General features: G+C 62.2%; 17 protein-coding genes. 4 read left to right on the forward strand and 13 right to left on the reverse strand.

All coding sequences use genetic code 11. The annotated features are described in order from the left end of the window. Positions 1–24 precede the first annotated feature (24 nt). The 13 genes from lpxB to pyrH all read right to left on the reverse strand — a co-directional run bounded on the left by lpxB (position 25) and on the right by pyrH (position 12,194). Complete coding sequence (gene lpxB / locus AC72UB_RS06125; RefSeq protein ID WP_505188988.1) at positions 25–1,149, reverse strand: lipid-A-disaccharide synthase; 1,125 nt, start codon at positions 1,147–1,149, stop codon at positions 25–27. Continuing rightward, positions 1,137–1,931 (reverse strand): LpxI family protein, encoded by a 795-nt coding sequence (locus tag AC72UB_RS06130; protein WP_505188989.1) that lies wholly within the window; start codon positions 1,929–1,931, stop codon positions 1,137–1,139. The genes lpxB and AC72UB_RS06130 overlap by 13 nt, the downstream gene beginning before the upstream one ends. Next, complete coding sequence (gene lpxA, locus AC72UB_RS06135; RefSeq protein ID WP_505188990.1) at positions 1,928–2,725, reverse strand: acyl-ACP--UDP-N-acetylglucosamine O-acyltransferase; 798 nt, start codon at positions 2,723–2,725, stop codon at positions 1,928–1,930. Before lpxA ends, AC72UB_RS06130 begins: the two co-directional genes overlap by 4 nt. A gap of 4 nt (positions 2,726–2,729) precedes the next feature. Further along, positions 2,730–3,188, reverse strand: a complete 459-nt coding sequence (gene fabZ, locus AC72UB_RS06140; RefSeq protein WP_463290526.1) for a 3-hydroxyacyl-ACP dehydratase FabZ — start codon at positions 3,186–3,188, stop codon at positions 2,730–2,732. Between the two features lie 98 nt (positions 3,189–3,286). Further along, positions 3,287–3,874: an OmpH/Skp family outer membrane protein gene (locus AC72UB_RS06145; RefSeq protein ID WP_505188991.1), complete on the reverse strand. Its 588-nt coding sequence runs from the start codon at positions 3,872–3,874 to the stop codon at positions 3,287–3,289. After that, positions 3,874–6,210, reverse strand: a complete 2,337-nt coding sequence (bamA, locus tag AC72UB_RS06150; RefSeq protein WP_505188992.1) for an outer membrane protein assembly factor BamA — start codon at positions 6,208–6,210, stop codon at positions 3,874–3,876. The genes AC72UB_RS06145 and bamA overlap by 1 nt, the downstream gene beginning before the upstream one ends. Positions 6,211–6,381: 171 nt before the next feature. Then, positions 6,382–6,519 carry a hypothetical protein gene (locus AC72UB_RS06155; RefSeq protein ID WP_463290529.1) on the reverse strand — a complete coding sequence of 46 codons (138 nt, stop codon included), beginning with the start codon at positions 6,517–6,519 and terminating at the stop codon, positions 6,382–6,384. A gap of 95 nt (positions 6,520–6,614) precedes the next feature. After that, positions 6,615–7,967 (reverse strand): RIP metalloprotease RseP, encoded by a 1,353-nt coding sequence (gene rseP / locus AC72UB_RS06160; protein ID WP_505188993.1) that lies wholly within the window; start codon positions 7,965–7,967, stop codon positions 6,615–6,617. Beyond that, the gene (dxr, locus tag AC72UB_RS06165; RefSeq protein ID WP_505188994.1) at positions 7,967–9,148 is read right to left on the reverse strand and encodes a 1-deoxy-D-xylulose-5-phosphate reductoisomerase; all 1,182 of its coding nucleotides are present in this window, start codon (positions 9,146–9,148) and stop codon (positions 7,967–7,969) included. Before dxr ends, rseP begins: the two co-directional genes overlap by 1 nt. 3 nt (positions 9,149–9,151) lie before the next feature. Beyond that, the gene (locus AC72UB_RS06170) at positions 9,152–9,964 is read right to left on the reverse strand and encodes a phosphatidate cytidylyltransferase (RefSeq protein WP_505188995.1); all 813 of its coding nucleotides are present in this window, start codon (positions 9,962–9,964) and stop codon (positions 9,152–9,154) included. Next, complete coding sequence (gene uppS, locus AC72UB_RS06175; protein ID WP_505189139.1) at positions 9,961–10,638, reverse strand: polyprenyl diphosphate synthase; 678 nt, start codon at positions 10,636–10,638, stop codon at positions 9,961–9,963. Before uppS ends, AC72UB_RS06170 begins: the two co-directional genes overlap by 4 nt. A gap of 147 nt (positions 10,639–10,785) precedes the next feature. Then, positions 10,786–11,349 (reverse strand): ribosome recycling factor, encoded by a 564-nt coding sequence (gene frr, locus AC72UB_RS06180; RefSeq protein ID WP_463290534.1) that lies wholly within the window; start codon positions 11,347–11,349, stop codon positions 10,786–10,788. A 110-nt stretch (positions 11,350–11,459) separates the two neighbouring features. Beyond that, positions 11,460–12,194 (reverse strand): UMP kinase, encoded by a 735-nt coding sequence (pyrH, locus tag AC72UB_RS06185; protein WP_463290535.1) that lies wholly within the window; start codon positions 12,192–12,194, stop codon positions 11,460–11,462. A 133-nt stretch (positions 12,195–12,327) separates the two neighbouring features. Between pyrH and miaA the strand changes: the two genes are divergently transcribed. From miaA to AC72UB_RS06205, 4 genes are all read left to right on the forward strand, one after another. After that, positions 12,328–13,197: a tRNA (adenosine(37)-N6)-dimethylallyltransferase MiaA gene (gene miaA / locus AC72UB_RS06190; RefSeq protein WP_505188996.1), complete on the forward strand. Its 870-nt coding sequence runs from the start codon at positions 12,328–12,330 to the stop codon at positions 13,195–13,197. 159 nt (positions 13,198–13,356) lie between these two features. Then, on the forward strand, positions 13,357–14,154 hold the full coding sequence (locus AC72UB_RS06195) for a helix-turn-helix domain-containing protein (RefSeq protein WP_505188997.1): 798 nt from the start codon (positions 13,357–13,359) through the stop codon (positions 14,152–14,154). 386 nt (positions 14,155–14,540) lie between these two features. Next, positions 14,541–16,190 carry an ABC transporter substrate-binding protein gene (locus AC72UB_RS06200; protein ID WP_505188998.1) on the forward strand — a complete coding sequence of 550 codons (1,650 nt, stop codon included), beginning with the start codon at positions 14,541–14,543 and terminating at the stop codon, positions 16,188–16,190. 132 nt (positions 16,191–16,322) lie between these two features. Next, positions 16,323–17,408 (forward strand): ABC transporter permease, encoded by a 1,086-nt coding sequence (locus tag AC72UB_RS06205; protein WP_505188999.1) that lies wholly within the window; start codon positions 16,323–16,325, stop codon positions 17,406–17,408. The last annotated feature ends 3 nt before the right edge of the window (positions 17,409–17,411 follow it).

The following is a 17,411-nucleotide window of genomic DNA, read 5'->3' on the forward strand; positions in this document are numbered from 1 at the left end:
TTTTCTGTAAAGAAAATTGGAAGGTCAGAGCGCCGCAAGCACCGAGCGCGCCGCGCGCAAGCCGGGCGGATCACCACCCTGCCCCAGCCGCTGCATCGTGACTTGCATTGCCTGCGTCTGGCCGGACGGGTCGGCCAGCAGTGCCTCAAGCGCGGGCGCAATCAGATCAGGCCGACAGCGCGCGCCGATAAACTCGGGCACCACACGGGTTTCTGACACAAGGTTGACCAAGGTCACCGTGTCCACCTGTGCCGCGCGGCGCATCAGCCACAGGGTCAGGCGGTTCATATCATAGGCGATCACCATCGGGCAGGCGTTGGCGGCCAGCTCCAACGACACCGTGCCTGACGCCGCCAGCGCCACATCTGCCAAGGCAAACGCCGCGCGTTTCTGGGCCGCATCAGTGATGATCTGCGGTGCCACGGCCCAATCACGGGTCAGCTCGCGCACAAGGGGTTCCACGCCACGCACGGTGGGCAGGGCCACCCTCAACGTCGGGTGCTGGGCCTTAAGCCGCGCGATGGTGGCCCCAAAGACCGGGCACAGGCGGCTGACCTCCCCCTTGCGACTGCCGGGAAGGGCCAGCAGAAGCGGCCCCTCGCCCACCATCACAGCACGCTCCTCAGGGCTGGCCAGCGGCTCACTCACCACCGGATGGCCGACGAAATCGCAGGTCATGCCAGCGGCCTGCATATAGGGCGGCTCAAAAGGCAACAGCGCCAGCACATGGTCGATATCGCGCGCCATCTTGGCCGCCCGACCCGGGCGCCAAGCCCAAACCGAGGGTGCGACGTAATGGATGGTGCGCAGGTCGGGGCGGGACTGCTTCACCAAAGCGGCGACCCGCAGGCAGAAATCGGGGCTGTCGATGGTGATCAGCGCGGCAGGTTGCGCGGCCAGCACATCGGCGGTGGCCTCGGCAATCCGACGCTTTAGGGCACGGTACTTCGGCAAGACCTCCACCAGACCCATGATGGACAGCTCTTCCATCGGGAACAGGCTGACCATGCCTTCGGCCTGCATCAAAGGCCCACCGATCCCGTGAAACTCCACCCCCGGTGACAGGGCTTTCAGCCCCGCCATCAGCGCCGCGCCCAAACGGTCACCCGAGGGTTCCCCTGCGATCAGGTAAAGCCTTAGCGCGCCCACAGGAACAGGCCCAGAGCTTCTGCCTCGGCTTGGCACGCGGGCAGGTCAAGACAGATCACCCCACCGGCCCGCCAGCACAGCCCGCCAAGGCCCGCGGCGGCGGCATTGCGGATGGTCTGCACTCCCAAGGCGGGCAGGTCAATCCGGCGGTCCTGAGCCGGTTTGGGGGCCTTGTAGACCAAACCCTTCACAGGGCGCAGGGCCGCAGGGATTTGCGCCACAAACCCCAGCATGGCATCGGTGCCGGGCAAGGCTTCCACGGCAAGGCACAAGCCCCCCGCCACAACGCAAGCCTGCCCGACATCCACCGCCCCGAGCGCCGCCACGATCGCCTCGGCGCGGGCGGCGTCTTTTTCATCCTGCGGGCCGATGGTTCCGGCGTAAATCCCCGGACCCGGCACCAGATTCGGCGCAATCTCGGCCACGCCTTTCAGTGCAAAGCCGCTTTCCTCAAAAATCGCCAGAACCTCGCGCAGGGTGGCGTCATCGCCCTGCCCCATGGCAGCCAGAAGGCGCGGCACCATCGTGGCCGTTGCGGGATCAAAGACCGAAGGATCAAGCCGCGGGCGCTGCACAGCACCGGCAAAGCAGACTTCGGTCACTCCTTGATCTTCCAGCCAGCGCAGGAAGAGGGCCAGCCGTTCGACGCGGAAACTCTGGTCTGGCGTCAGGCCCGCCGGGGCAAAGCCCTCCAAAGCGCAGATCAATGGGCGGTCAGGACAGGCGGCGACCAGCGCGGCAGGCAGGCCTCCTGCCCCGGCAATGATCGCAAGCTTGGTCATTTTGGCGTCAGGAAGTTGCGGTCCGACGCGCTGAGGATGAAGTCAGTCATCTCGCGCACGTAAGGACTGTCGGTTTCCTCAGCCAGCCTGCGCGCGCGATCGAGGAACGACCCCTCACCCTGTGCCAGCATCTGAAAGGCCGCACGCATGGCGGTGATATCGGCGCGATCCACCCCCCGGCGTTTCAGCCCGACAAGGTTCAGCCCGTCCAAGACGCCGCGCGGGCCTTGGACAAGGCCGTGGGGCAGAACGTCATTGGTCACCATGGTCAGCGCGCCAATGATCGCCCCCTGCCCGATGCGGACAAACTGGTGAATTCCCGACAGGCCGCCGATGATGACGTCATCGCCAATCTGGCAATGGCCCGCGATGGCGACCTGATTGGCCAAGATCACCCGGTTGCCGACATGGGCATCATGGCCGATATGCGCGCCCGTCATCAACAGGCAGTCATCCCCCACCGAGGTCAGCCCGCCGCCGCCTTCGGTACCCGTGTTCAGCGTGGCCCCTTCGCGGATCCGGCAGCGCGCGCCTACGGTCAGCCGGGTGCGCTCGCCCTTGAACTTCAGATCCTGCGGAATCTCACCCACCGTGGCGAAAGGAAACACCACGGTGTCTTCGCCAATCTCGGTCCAACCGGTGACCACGGCGTGTGATTTCAGTGTCACGCCACGCTGCAGCACCACTTCGGCGCCCACCAGACAGAACGGACCGATCTGGCACTCAGGCCCGATGGTCGCGCCCTCCTCAACATAGGCCGAGGGGTGGACAACAGCGGTGGGATGAATGGACATGGGCTTAGGCCTTCGGGACGTCGAACATGGCCATAAACTCGGCCTCGCAGGCCAGTTCCCCTTCCACCATGGCGCGGCCGGCAAACTTCCAAACCCGGCCGCCACCGCGCAGGGCGGTCACATGCAATTCCATCACATCACCCGGCACCACCTTGCGGCGGAACTTCACGGCATCGACGCCCATGAAGAACACATTGGCGTTCTTATCGACCAGATCCATCGACAGACCAACCAGAATGCCCGAGGTCTGCGCCATGGCCTCGATGATCATCACGCCAGGAAACACCGGCATGCCGGGGAAATGGCCCTGAAACTGCGGCTCGTTGAAGGTGACATTCTTGATCCCGATACAGGATTTGTTCAGATGAATGTCGCGCACCTTGTCGACCAGAAGGAACGGATAGCGGTGCGGGATAATGCGCTGGATCAGCGCCAGATCGGCGGAAAGCGGGGCGTCGGTCATGCTGTCTCCTCGGGTGGGGCGCGGCGCGATGGCCCCAAGTCTTGTCGGTTGGCACCCTGACTAGCAAGGCCAGCGCCGCGAGACAAGCCGGGCGGGGCTTAAGGCGCGCCGGGGGTCAGTCGGCCCTCGTCTACGGCCGCATCCAGCCGGGCAATCGCCTCGTCCGTGATGTCGATGTTTTCGAACCCGACAAATACAGCGCGGCTGTCAATGATCGCAACCGCCCCACGCGCGGCCATCACCTCTGCCAGAATGGGCCGGGCGACCTCCAAGAAGCGCTGGCGGTCGCTCTCGAACTTGCGCTGCAGCTCGCGGGTCTTGGCGTCTTGGGCCTTGCGGATGCCTTCGACCTTTTCGTTGAACGCCTCGGAAAGTGGCGCGAATTCCTCGCGCGGCATCAAGGCGCGACGATTGGTCAGATCTTTTTCCTCGGCCTCAAGCGCGGCCTCGATCCGACGGTTTTCATCGATCAGCGCTTTGCTATCGGCATCCTGACGGGCGATGACCGCCTTACCAAAGGCCGAGCCGGTGAACAGTCGTTCATCGTCCAGGGTCAGGATTGCGACTGAGGGCGGCGCGACCAAGGCGTCTTGCGTCACCGCATCTGACGCCTCTGCCTCTTGCGCCACGCCGGGCTGGGCCAAAAGGCACAGCGCGGCGCAGGCAAGGGCAAGCACAAGACGCATCAGAACTTCGTCGAGATCGTCAGATCGAAGTTTTGCTCTTTGTCGTAGGACTCTTTGCGCAGCGCCTTGGAGAAGTTAAAGCGCAAGGGTCCAAGCGGGGTGTCCCACAGCACCGAGACCCCGACAGCCGAGCGAAGCTTGGCGGAATCGTCGACAGTGCCCAAGGTATTGTCCAGCCCCCAAACCGATCCTACATCGAGGAACGCCCCGCCCTTGATGCCGTATTCCTCGGGCAGACCGAGCGGGAAATCAGCCTCGAAGCGCGCCACGGCAAAGATATTGCCGCCCAGCGCATCTTCGTTGGGAGCGTTTTCATCCCGGGGACCGATACCATTGGGATCAAAACCGCGGATCTTACTGTTTCCGAAATAGCGGTCGGTAACACGGCTGGTGTAGCCGCCTGCTGTTGCGATTGCACCGCCTTCGAAAACGGCGCGAAGTGTGACTTCCTCATTCAGGATCTTGGTTTCGGCCACGGCCAAAGCCTCAGTCTTGAGGTATTTTACATCGCCACCCAAGCCCGCGAAATCCTGGCTAAAGCGCAACAGGATGCGGTTGTTAGGGTTCAAGCCCCCGATCTTGTTGTCGTAGCTGTAAGCATAGCCAATCGAGGATCCGATAGGGGAATCCACGGTTCCTTCGGCCTGCAAAATGGCTGAGGAACCTCCGTCCACATTCTTGAGCTGGTCCGAGAACAGCCGATAGCGCAGTTCCAACCGGCCAAAATCGCTGATCGGGAATTCCAACGCGGGCGAAATCGCAAGCGATTGAGTGTCATAGAAGGCGTCGGCGTTATCGCTGGTGCGATAAAAGGCGCCGAACTTCAGCCGCAAATCCCGGCCCAAAAGTGCGGGCTCAACGAAGTTGATCGAACTGTCCACGGTGTCAGCGCCCGTGGTGATGTCGATCCCCACCTTCTGACCACGGCCAAGGAAATTGTCTTCCGAGAAGCCAAGGGTCAGGCCCGCGCCTGAGTTAACGCTGAAAGAGGCGCCGATGTTCAAAGACCCGGTCGGCTGTTCCTCGACGTCGACGTTGACCACCACTTGCTCACCGTCACTGCCGGGGGCCGCTTCGACATTCGCATTGCCGAAATAGCCCAAGGCGCGGATACGTTCAGCGGCCTGCCGGATTTCACGCGGGTTGAAGGGGTCGCCTTCGGCAGTGCGGAATTGGCGACGGATCACCTGATCAAGGGTGGTGGTATTGCCCTCGATGTCGATGCGTTCCACGAACACCCGATCGCCACGCGAGAGCACGAATTCGATGTCCAAAGTCTGATCGCGTTCGTTGCGCGTCAGCACCGGTTCGATGCGCACGAAGTTCAGGCCCTTGTTCAAGGCCAGCGTCTCCATGCGCGCGATGTTGTTTTCAATCAGCGCGGGGGAATAGACAACGCCCGAGCGCAGACGCTGCGCGTCGGCAAACTCCGCCTCGTCCAGACCTTCGATGGTCGAGACCGTGCTGACCGACCCGATGCGATACTGCTGGCCTTCGCGCACGGTGATGGTGACAAAGCTTGCGTCCCGCTCAGCGGCCAACTCACCCGTGGCGTCCAGCACCTCGATGTCGATATATCCGCGCGACAGGTAGAAATCGCGCAAGAGCTGCTTGTCCAACTCCAGCCGCTCAGCCACGAAGGTGTCGCGCCCGATGATCTGGCGCAAAATGCCGGCCTGCTTGGTTTCCAAGACCTGCCGCAGGCGACGGTCGGAATAGGCACGGTTGCCCACGAAGGACAGACGCTCCACCTCAACCGGCTTGCCCTCGTTGATCTCGAACACCAAATCGACGCGGTTGTCGGACCGGCGGATGATCTTGGGGTCAACCGTGGCGGCCAAACGGCCCTCCACCCGGTACGCCTCGGCGATGGCAGCAGCGTCGGCCTCGGCCGTGGCAGGGTTGTAGACGTTGCGCGATTTGGACTTCAACAGGTCCTTCAGTGCCTCATCCTTGAGGCGCTTGTTGCCCTCAAGGTCTACCACGTTCAGCATCGGCAATTCTTTGACAACGATCTTGAGCGTGCCGCCCTGAGGCAGAAATTCCACAGTTTCAAACAGACCAGAGTTCACGATGCGCTGATAGGCGTCGTTCAACTGCCCCGTGTTCAGCGTCTGACCGCGACCGATTCCCGCATAAGACAGGATGGTGGCAGCATCGACCCGAGTGTTGCCTTCGATGGTGACATCAGAAAAGCTGTAGCTTTGCGCCAGAGCCGGTGTGAAGAACGGCACGGAAATGACTGTTCCGCATAGCAGAAGCGCCAAAGCCGCTGGCCGCACAACCCCAAGGAAGCCCGGCTTACCTTTGCCTTTCGCATCTGCAAAATTCCGCATCGCCAGCCCCCGGGTGTCACAAAATCATGTGTTCCTGACTAGCTTGAAGCGCAGGGCTTGTCAAAAGGCCAAAGGACGATCAAGCAGCTTCGGCGGCCCTTTCGCTGCGACATTTTCAAGCGCGGGCCATCCCTGCGCGTGGCACGCCCTGCCTGAGGGCCAGCGAAGGGATCAGGGCTGGAGGAGCGCCGATCCCAAGAAAGCGCCCGCCAAAAGACCGACAAGCACGGTGCCAAGGCTGAACAGCCGGTCAGCATTCAGCCAGACCAGCAGGGAAACGGCCTTATAGCCATTTACGACAGCATCCATCTTTGCGCCCTCAACTGAAGGTGGTGAGCCGTCAGGATGCCCATCGAATATGGCCGTTTTCAGGCGAAACCGTGCCCTTGGGGCGGCAATGGCCCTTAAGGGCAGGTCACGTCATTGGTCAGCGCATAGGCCATGAAGCCCAAGACGATGATCAGCCCCATCGTCATCAGCACCTTCAGCGCCCCATCCGGCGGCGGGCGGCGGAACACGGCCTCATAGGCGTGGAACACGAGATGGCCGCCATCCAGAACCGGGATCGGGAAAAGGTTGATGAGCCCAATTCCCAAGGACATCACCGCCAGCATGGTGATGTAATACTCAAGCCCTTGCGTCGCCGCCTGCCCCATCACCTGCGCCATGCCAATCGGGCCGGAAATATTGCACGAGCTGATGGTGCCTGTGACCACATTCCAAAGCCCCGAGAGCGACATGACACCCGCAAACCAAGCATTCTCGGCCGCAAGGCCCAGCGCCTCGAACACACCGGGCCGACGCAGTTCCGGTTCAAACAACAGCCCCCCCGTCAGCCCGATCAGCCAGCGAGTTTCAAATCCACCCTCGGCCTTCGGCAGATCGCGGCGGTTGGGCGTGATGGTGATGTCAAAGACCTTGCCCGTCTCGCTGCCATCGGCGCGCCAGACCGTCAGTGGCACGGGCGCCCCTGCCAGCCCTTCAACGATGGGGGGCAGCTCGGCAAAGGCGGTGACGGGTTGGCCATTGGCGGCCAAGATCACATCGCCTTCTTCCAGCCCTGCCGCGATGGCGGCGGATTTTAGCTGCACCGAAGCCACCAGCGGCGGCATCGGATGGGCGGCGGTCACCATCTGCTCGGTCCCGTCGCGCAAGATGCGATAGTTGACGCTGGCGGCCGCCGGCAGATCGCGCGCGGCCAGAAGGTAGCTTTCCAGATCCGGTGTCTCGACCCCGTTCAGGGTAAGCACCTGATCCCCCGAGGCCAAGGGCTGGGCTGCGCCCGGCAGCGTGGCAACGGTGCCGATCACCGGGCGCTCAGTCGCGACCCCGGTCCACAGGATCAGGCCCCAATAGACCACGAGGGCCAGAATGAAGTTAAAGATCGGCCCCGCCGCCACCGTGGCCGAGCGCGCCCAAAGCGGCGCACCGTGCATGGTGTGGCGCTTTTCGTTCGCCGAAAGCCCGGCGATGGCTGCGGCATCCTTGCCCGAGGCCGCATCAGAATCCCCTTTGAACTTCACATAGCCGCCCAAGGGAATGGCCGCGATTTGCCAGCGTGTGCCGCGACGGTCGATGCGGTTGAAGAGCACCGGGCCAAAGCCAAGGCTGAACACTTCGGCATGGATCCCGCTCCAGCGGCCCACGATGTAATGGCCGTATTCGTGGACAAAGACGATGATGCCGATGGCCAGAATGAAAAAGGCCAGCGTCCAAAGAAGGCCGCCCGTGCCCAGCAGCGTCGCCAAAATGTCCACTAGCCGATCCTTATCTGTTGGGCCAATTCGCTGGCCCGCACCCGTGCGAGATGGTCCATCGCCAGAACATCTTCAAGGCTTTGGGCGGCATTTCCAAGGCGGGTTTCGGCCGAAAGCCGGTCAAGCGTTGCCTCAACGAGGGCAGCCATCTGCATAAACCCGATATGGCCTGCGATGAACTGATCCAGCGCGATTTCCTTGGCCGCATTGAACGCCGCCCCTGTAAGGCCGCGCACCTCCATCACCTCGCGCGCAAGGCGCAGCGCGGGATAGCGCGTCTCATCGGGGGCGCGGAAGGTCAGTTTGCCCAAGGCGGCAAGGTCCAACTTCGCCACGGGCAAAGGTTGGCGCTGCGGCCAATTCAGCGCATAGCCGATGGGGTGGCGCATGTCGGGCGTCCCCAGATGCGCCATCACCGCGCCATCGGTGAAGCCGACCATGGAATGGATGATGGATTCGGGGTGAATGATCACCTCAATCTGATCCGGGCGCACACCGAAAAACTCACGCGTTTCAATGATTTCCAGCGCCTTATTGAACATGGACGCCGAATCGATGGTGATCCGCGCGCCCATCGCCCAATTCGGATGCGCCAAGGCCTCGGCCACCGTGGCATGGGCCAACCGCTCCAGCGGCCAATCGCGCAAAGCCCCGCCCGATGCGGTCAGGATGATGCGGTCAAGCGCGGTCAGATCCTCGCCCACAAGGGCCTGAAAGATGGCCGAATGCTCGCTGTCCACCGGAAGAATGGTGGCCCCATGCACGCGGGCGGTCGCCAAAAGCAACTCTCCGGCGGTGACAAGGCTTTCCTTATTGGCAAGGGCAAGCGACGCCCCATGTGCCAAGGCACGCATTCCTGGCACAAGGCCTGCCGCCCCGACGATGCCGCTCATCACCCAATCGGCGGGGCGGTCAGCCGCCTCGGCAATGGCCTGCGCCCCGGCGGCGGCGTGAACACCACTGCCGGCAAGGGCCGCGCGCAAAGCGGGCAGGTTTTCCTCATGCGCTGTCACGGCGATCTCGGCGCGCAGGATCACGGCCATTTCCGCCAACCGGGTCACATTATGACCGCCGGTCAGGGCGACCGTGTGGAACGCCTCCGCGCCGCCCATGCGGCAGATCAGATCAAAGGTGCTTTCCCCGATCGAACCGGTCGCGCCAAAAATCGAGATGCGACGCATCGGTCAGCCCTTCACAAGAGGAAACAGCGGCACCAAGACATGCAGCGCCGCCGTGGTAATTGCCGCAAAAGCCAAGGCGTCAAACCGATCCAACAGACCGCCATGACCGGGGATCAGGTTGGAGCTGTCCTTCACCCCAGTGCGGCGCTTGATGGCGCTTTCAGCGATATCGCCCATTTGCCCGGCAAAGGCGACAAAGGGCGAGGCCCACAACAGATGCCAGGCGCCAAACCCTGCCGCCCAAAAGCCATACCCCACGGCCACTGCACCGAGCCACCCGGCTACGGTGCCGGACCAGGTTTTCTTGGGGCTGATGGCAGGCCAGAACTTCGGTCCACCCAGCATCCGCCCGGCGAAATAACCCATCACATCCGACACGATCACTACGGCAAAGACCCACAGCACAGGCGCCAGACCAAGGCTCTCGCGCAGCATGACAAGGCAAAGCCCCGTGGCCATGATGACAAGCGCATAGCCAAAGAACATCTTGCGCTTGGTGTTTTGGATCATCGCACCGGCCACCGCAGGCACCACAAGGCCCACCAGCATCCAAGGTGAAGGCGACCACAGGTTGACCGCCAGCATCCCCGCCGCGAGCGAGCCAAGCCACAGCGACAGATCGCGCCCGGGATCGGCGGTCATCCGCGCCAGTTCCCACATCATGCCCCCGGTCAAGGCCACGACCAAAAGCGCAAAGGGCGCGCCTCCCAGCCAAACCTCGACGCCGCCGATTACCAACATGACAATCGCCGATAAGACGCGCGGCCTTAGGTCGCCCCAATCTACGCCGCCCGCGGCACCTTGGCCTGCTGTCATGCCGTCACTACCCCGCCAAAGCGCCGCTCGCGCTGGCCAAAACGACCTACGATCTCGGCCAGATGCTGGGCGGTAAAGTCGGGCCACAGCGTTTCGGTGAATTCATACTCGGCATAAGCCGCCTGCCAAGGCAGAAAGTTTGACGTCCGCGTCTCGCCCGAGGTGCGGATCACCAGATCCGGGTCGGGCAGATCGGCGGTATCAAGGTGCTGGCTGATCAGCTCGTCGGTGATTTGATCGGCCGTCAGCCGCCCTTCCGCCACGGCGCGGGCAATGTCGCGGGTGGCGCGGGTGATCTCATCACGCCCGCCATAGTTGATGCCCACGGTCAGGTTGAGCCGGTCATAGGTGGCGGTGCGGGCCTCGATCGAGGTTTGCAGCCGCTTCAGCCGCGGGTTGAGCATGGAACGATCGCCAATAAACCGCATACGCACCGATTCGGCGGCCATGCGGTCCGCCTCTCGCTCGATATAGCGCGAGAAGATGGCCATCAGACCCAGAACCTCTTCGGTGGTGCGCTTCCAGTTCTCAGTCGAAAAGGCATAGATGGTCAGCCATTTGATCCCAAGCTCTGGTGCCGCGCTCACGATTTCCTTCACCCGCTCGGCGCCCTTCCGGTGCCCCACCAGCCGGGGCCAACCGCGCTGGGTTGCCCAGCGACCATTGCCATCCATAATGATGGCGACGTGTTGGGCCTGGCGGGGACTTTTGCTATCTGCAGCCACGTCTCGTCTTTCTTTGCTTTGCCCCTAATTGGAGGCGGATCCATCTCAAATAACCGGGATCAGAGGCGCCCGGACGCCTTGAAGGTATTGCTTGGCTTAGATCTGCATGATTTCGGCTTGCTTGGATTCAAGCACCTTATCGACGGCAGCAACCTGCTTATCCGTCATCTCCTGCACCTCGTCGGACCACATTTTCTGGTCATCTTCCGACATCCCGGCGGCCTTGGCCTTTTTGATTTGATCCATGCCATCGCGGCGCACGTTGCGGATCGCCACCTTGGCGCTTTCGGCATATTGCGCCGCGACCTTGGTCAGCTCCTTGCGGCGCTGCTCGTTCAACTCGGGGATCGGCAGGCGGATCAGCGGGCCGTCGGTGACCGGGTTGATGCCAATGCCAGATTCGCGGATCGCCTTTTCAATCTTGCCGATCATCGCCTTGTCCCAGACGTTGATCACCACCATGCGCGGCTCGGGGACGTTCACGGTGCCAAGCTGGTTGATCGGGGTCATCTGACCATAGGCATCGACCTGAATAGGCTCGACGATGGAGGCCGAGGCGCGGCCGGTGCGCAAGCTGGCAAATTCCTGCTTGAGCGCGTTCATCGCGCCATCCATCCGGCGCTGAATGGCATCAAGGTCAATCTCAAGATCGTCGGACATCGGGTCTTCCTTTGGGTCTTAGGGTCTGCGGCCAGACCTCTGCTTTGCGCCCTTCTACTCAATGCTGGGGCGAAAATAAACTGGGGCTTTGAGTGGGAACCGCGCAGACGTCAGTCTTGCACGCGGGTGTAGGTGCCCTTGCCTTCCAGAATTCCGCGGAAGCCACCGGGCTCATCCAACGAGAACACAATAATCGGCAGGTTGTTGTCACGCGCCAAGGCAATGGCCGAGGCATCCATGACGCCGAGGTGCTTTTGCAAAACCTCGTCATAGGTCACATGCGTGTAGCGCGTGGCGTCGGCGTGTTTCTTGGGGTCTTTGTCATAGACCCCATCCACCTTGGTGCCCTTGAAAATGGCCTGACAGGCCATCTCGGACGCGCGCAGCGTAGCCGCGGTATCGGTGGTGAAATAAGGGTTACCGGTGCCGGCGGCAAAGATGCAGACGCGCTTTTTCTCAAGGTGGCGCACGGCGCGGCGGCGGATATAGGGCTCGCAGACCTGATCCATCGGGATGGCCGAGATCACGCGGGTGTAAACGCCGATCTGCTCCAGCGCAGACTGCATGGCCAGCGCGTTCATCACGGTGGCCAGCATGCCCATGTAATCGGCAGTGGTCCGCTCCATCCCTTGGGCCGACCCTGCCAAACCGCGGAAGATATTGCCGCCGCCGATCACCATGCAAACCTCGACCCCCATATCGCGGACCGACTTCACCTCTTGGGCAATCCGCGCCACGGTCGGGGGATGCAGGCCATAGCCCTGATCGCCCATCAGCGCCTCGCCCGAGATTTTGAGCATAACGCGGTCGTATTTGACCCCCGGTTCGGTGGTGGCGTTGGACATGGTTTTTCCCTGTATGTGGGTGTGATCTTGGATTAACGCGCAAAATGTCGCAAAACACGGGAAGGATCAACCGCTGAAACGCCACGGTGGGGGTTTCAGCCCCCTGCCCCCACCTGAGACTAGAATGGGACAGATGAAGCAGATCAGCGGCATTTCGCGAGAGGCCCCGGTGTTGATCGCCGGGCCGACGGCCAGCGGCAAATCTGCCTTGGCGATGGAGATCGCTGCGCGCGATGGCCGGGTCATTGTGAATGCCGATGCGTTGCAGGTCTATGGCTGCTGGCGGGTGTTGACTGCGCGCCCAAGCCTCGCCGATGAGGCCGCCTTGCCCCATGCCCTTTACGGCCATGTGGGGCGGCAAGAGAGCTACTCCACCGGGCGCTGGCTGCGCGAGGTGGTGCCCTTTTTGGCGCAGCCTGTGGTCATCGTCGGTGGCACCGGGTTGAACTTTTCGGCACTGACCGAGGGTCTGGCCGATATTCCAGCCGTTCCGCCCGAGGTGCGGGCCGAGGCCGATGCGCGGGTGACCGCCGAAGGCTTTGCCGCCCTGCGCGGCGAACTGGACGGCGCAACGCTGGCGCGAATTGACCCGCAGAATGGCGCGCGGATCCAGCGCGCTTGGGAGGTTTTGCGCAGCACCGGACGGGGGCTTGCGGCGTGGCAGCATGAGACCCCGGCCCCGGCCCTGCCGCTGACGCAGGCCGAAGCCCTGGTGCTGCGCCCCGAGGTCGGCTGGCTTGATGCGCGAATCAATCGACGCTTTCACGCAATGCTGGAGGCAGGCGCCTTGGAAGAGGCCCGCGCCGCCCTGCCCGACTGGCAGCCGCGCCTGCCCTCATCGCGCGCGATCGGTGGGCCTGAACTGATTGACTTTTTACAAGAAAAATCAACACTCTCCGAAGCGATTGACGCATCCATTCTGGCCAGTCGGCGCTATGCCAAACGCCAACGCACTTGGTTTCGCTCGCGCATGGGCGCTTGGCAGGAGTTTCCCTGCAGCTAAGGCGGATGTCCGCCATCCATGGCTTTGCCCACACTCTTTCTGCGCCAAAGTCTGTGCCAAAGGGTGATTCGGAAAAATCAAGCAATCTTTTTGCTTGGGTCGGACGCAAACCCCTGCCACTGTAGGGAAACACGTGAAAAGACCTGACCGAGCACTCGAATGACAGCCCAGATCGAAGCTTCTCAGACGCGACTCGTCGCTTTACCGCGGCTGGCTGCGGCTGGCCGGTGGCGTGTCGAAGCGATGCGCACGCTGAGTGAGCCGTGCTTGTTGTGGTTCACCAAGGGTCAAGGCCGTATCACCGTGGCGGGCGTTACCCGGGGTTATACAGCCCACAATGCGATCTACATTCCCGCAGGCGTGATGCACGGCTTTGAAGTCGGCCCGCAGGTCTTTGGAACGGCTGTGTTTTTCGGCCGCGACAATGCGGTGACACTGCCCGATCAGCCCCAACATTTGCGCATCCGCGAAGTGCATGCCCAGCAAGAGGTGAATGTCATCCTCGACATGATCCAGCGCGAGATGGACAGCACCACCCCCGCCCATGACCGCGCCGCCGGGCATTATCTGGGGCTTTTGGGCGTCTGGCTCGAGCGTCAAGTCGTGCGCGCCGCGCCCGAGACCGCACCACCCGATGCCGCGCGCCGACTGGTCGCCCGCTTTACCCAACTGATGGAACGCGAGTTCCGCAAAGGTCTGGGCGTGGGCGAGATGGCCGCCAAACTGGGCGTGACACCAACCCACCTTACACGCTGCTGCCGTGAGACCTGCAGCCGTTCGGCGATTGATCTGCTGCAAGACCGCCGGATTTTTGAGGCGCTGCGCCTTTTGTCGGAAACCGACACCCCGGTTGGGCGCATTGGCGAAAGCCTTGGCTTCAACTCACCGGCCTATTTCACCCGCGCTTTCCAAAACATGACCGGTGTCTCGCCCACCGCCTTTCGCCGGTCTTTGTGACCGCCTAAAGCCCGAGGGCCTGCGCCAACCGAACGCCCCCCCCTCGCAGGGGCGGCGGCCTTGGTCTGTAAAGAGGCCCCAGGGCAGAGAATCGATCCGGTTTCTCCGGCCTTGTGGATGCGCCTCCGCCGGAGCGGAAATCGCCTTGCAAAACCTGACACCTGTGTCGTGCACCGATTCACCGTCATTATGTCGTGAACAGAGCGTCATTCGCCGAATCTTGTCGTTGACGCGCGGCGCGAAAAAATGCGGAATACGACAGTGACGATCGCTGCCCTGCACCGTCGGTTAAGTACGCCTTACACAGGCGTGCAGTCCGGAACAGAACAGGGTGTGAAGATTGCAGCCAACTCGAAAACAAGGCTCAGCCTGACAGGGAGACGAAGATGAAAGACACCTTTGAGACCAATACGCTGCATCCCGCAGCGAAGATGTATGCTGAAGAGGTCCGCGCCGGCCAGTTGAGCCGCCGCGAATTCCTCGTCCGCTCGACCGCACTGGGCGTGTCGGCTGTTGCAGCCTATGGCCTGCTGGGCCTCGACGCCCCGGCTCAGGCTCAGGACGCCCCGGCTCAGGGCGGCACCCTGCGCATGAACATGGAAACCAAAGCGCTGAAAGACCCGCGCACTTGGGACTGGTCGGAACTCGCGAACTTCGGCCGCGGCTGGCTGGAATACATGGTGGAATACAACAGCGACGGCACCCTGCGCGGCATGCTGATCGAATCGTGGACCGTCAACGACACCGCCACCGAATTCACCCTGAACGTTCGTCAGGGCGTGAAGTGGTCGAATGGCGATGATTTCACCGCTGACGACGTGGCATTCAACATCAGCCGTTGGTGCGATGGCAACGTTGAAGGCAACTCGATGGCCGGCCGTATGGCTTCGCTGCAGGATCCGGCCACCAAGCTGGCTCGTGAAGGCGCGATCACCGTTGTCGATGCCGCCACCGTCAAGCTGACCACCCAGTCGCCCGACATCACCATCATCGTTGGCATGGCTGACTATCCCGCTGCTGTCGTTCACAGCGGTTATGACGGTGGTGATCCGGCTGCTAACCCGGTTGGCACTGGCCCGTTCAAGCCCGAAACCAACGAAGTTGGCGTCAAGCAGGTTCTGGTCCGCGCTGACAACCCCTGGTGGGGCACTGAAGTCTATGGCGGCCCCTACCTGGACCGCATCGAATACATCGACTTCGGCACCGATCCGGCCGCTGTCGTTGCCGCTGCAGGCGGTGGCGAGATTGACGCCGTTTACGCCTCGACCGGCGAATACATCGACCAGCTGGACGCTCTGGGCTGGACCCGCTCGGAAGCCGTGACCTCGGCCACGCTCGCCGTGCGCTTCAACCAGCAGCAAGAGCCCTACACCAACCGCGACGTGCGTCGCGCGCTGATCAAGGCCGTCAACAACGCTGTTGTTCTGGAACTGGGCTACTCGAACCGCGGCACCGTGGCCGAAAACCACCACGTCTGCCCGATCCACCCGGAATACTTCGCGCTTCCGGCGCTGGTGGTCGATCCGGCTGCAGCCAAGGCAGAAATCGAAGCTGCCGGTCACGGCGCGACCGAGTTCGAACTGATCTCGTTGGATGATGGCTGGCAGGCTCCGACCTGTGACGCTGTTGCGGCCCAAATCCGTGACGCAGGCATCAACATCAAGCGCACCGTTCTGCCGGGCTCGACCTTCTGGAACGACTGGACCAAGTACCCGTTCTCGGCCACCGAATGGAACATGCGCCCGCTTGGCGTGCAGGTTCTGGCGCTGGCTTACCGTTCGGGCGAAGCTTGGAACGAAAGCGCCTTTGCGAACGCTGACTTTGATGCCGCACTGGCCGAAGCTCTGTCGATCGCTGACGTTGAAAAGCGCCGCGCCGTGATGGAAAAGGTCGAGCGGATCATGCAGGACGAAGGCGTTATGATCCAGCCCTACTGGCGCTCGATCTACCGTCACTTCGATCCGAAGGTGAAGGGTGCTGACATGCACTCCACCTTTGAGCATCATCACTACAAGTGGTCGATCGCAGCCGCATAAGGCCAGCAATCGAACCATAATCGGGGCGCGCGGGATATCCCTCGCGCGCCCTTTCTTCTGAGCCAAGCCGCCTTGCAGGCGACCGGTATGGTCCGGTCGTCTCTTGTTGCCAGCCCGGACGGGACCACGCCCATGCTGCTGTTTATCATTCGCCGCCTAGGTGTCATGCTCTTGACCGCCTTTGCGCTGACCTTCATCGTCTTTTACCTGACCAACCTGCCGCCCAACCTTGAAAAGCTTGCGAAATCCGAAGCCTCGGTCCGCATGAGCGACGAGGACGTGGTGAAATGGATCGACAACAATGGCTATTCGACGCCGATCTTGTCGCGCTACGGGCAGTGGCTTGGCGTTTTGCCGGGCTGGGTCAAGACGTTGGAATCGGGCGAAGTGCGCGGCCGCTGCATCGCCAAAGGGCAAGACCCCGCCGAAGCGGAAAGCTTTTGCGGGCTGATGCAGGGTGACTGGGGCAACTCCACAGTCTTCAAAATTCCGGTCACCGATGTGCTGGCCCGTTCGCTGGGCCACACCGGTTGGCTGATGCTCTCGGTCATGCTGGTCATGGTGCCGGCCTCACTCCTCTTGGGCGTGCTGTCAGGCATGCGCGAAGGCTCGCGCACCGACCGCGTGCTCTCCACCGTCGCCATCGTCACGACCGCGACGCCGGAATATGTCTCGGGCGTTATCTTTATCGCCCTTCTGGCCTCTGCCACGGGCGGCATCTCGCCCATGCTGGCGGAATGGGGCTGGATCGAGGGCAAAACCCTGTTCATGGGCACCGCCACCAGCGCCATGGACAATATCACCTTCTGGAATTTCTCCCTGCCCGTCATGACCATCGCACTTTATGGCATTGGCTACATCGCCCGCATGACCCGCGCCTCGATGACCGAGGTGATGACCGCCCAATACATCCGCACCGCGCGACTGAAAGGCGTCAGCTTCCGTCAGGTCGTGATGCGCCACGCACTGCGCAACGCGCTGATCGCCCCGTTCACGGTCATCATGCTGCAATTCCCATGGCTTTTGAACGGCGTCGTGATTGTCGAGACCTTGTTCAACTTCAAGGGCTTTGGCTGGACGCTGGTCCAAGCCGCTACCAACAATGACATCGAGCTTTTGCTGGGCTGTTCGGTCATGGCCGTGGTTCTGGTGCTTATCACACAGCTGATTTCCGATATCGGCTATGTGTTCCTCAATCCCCGCATTCGTTTGTCGTAAGGA

Origin of the sequence: Allotabrizicola aquatica (SeqCode) (assembly GCF_965194375.1) — a bacterium.
In the GTDB taxonomy this organism is placed as follows: domain Bacteria; phylum Pseudomonadota; class Alphaproteobacteria; order Rhodobacterales; family Rhodobacteraceae; genus Tabrizicola_A; species Tabrizicola_A aquatica.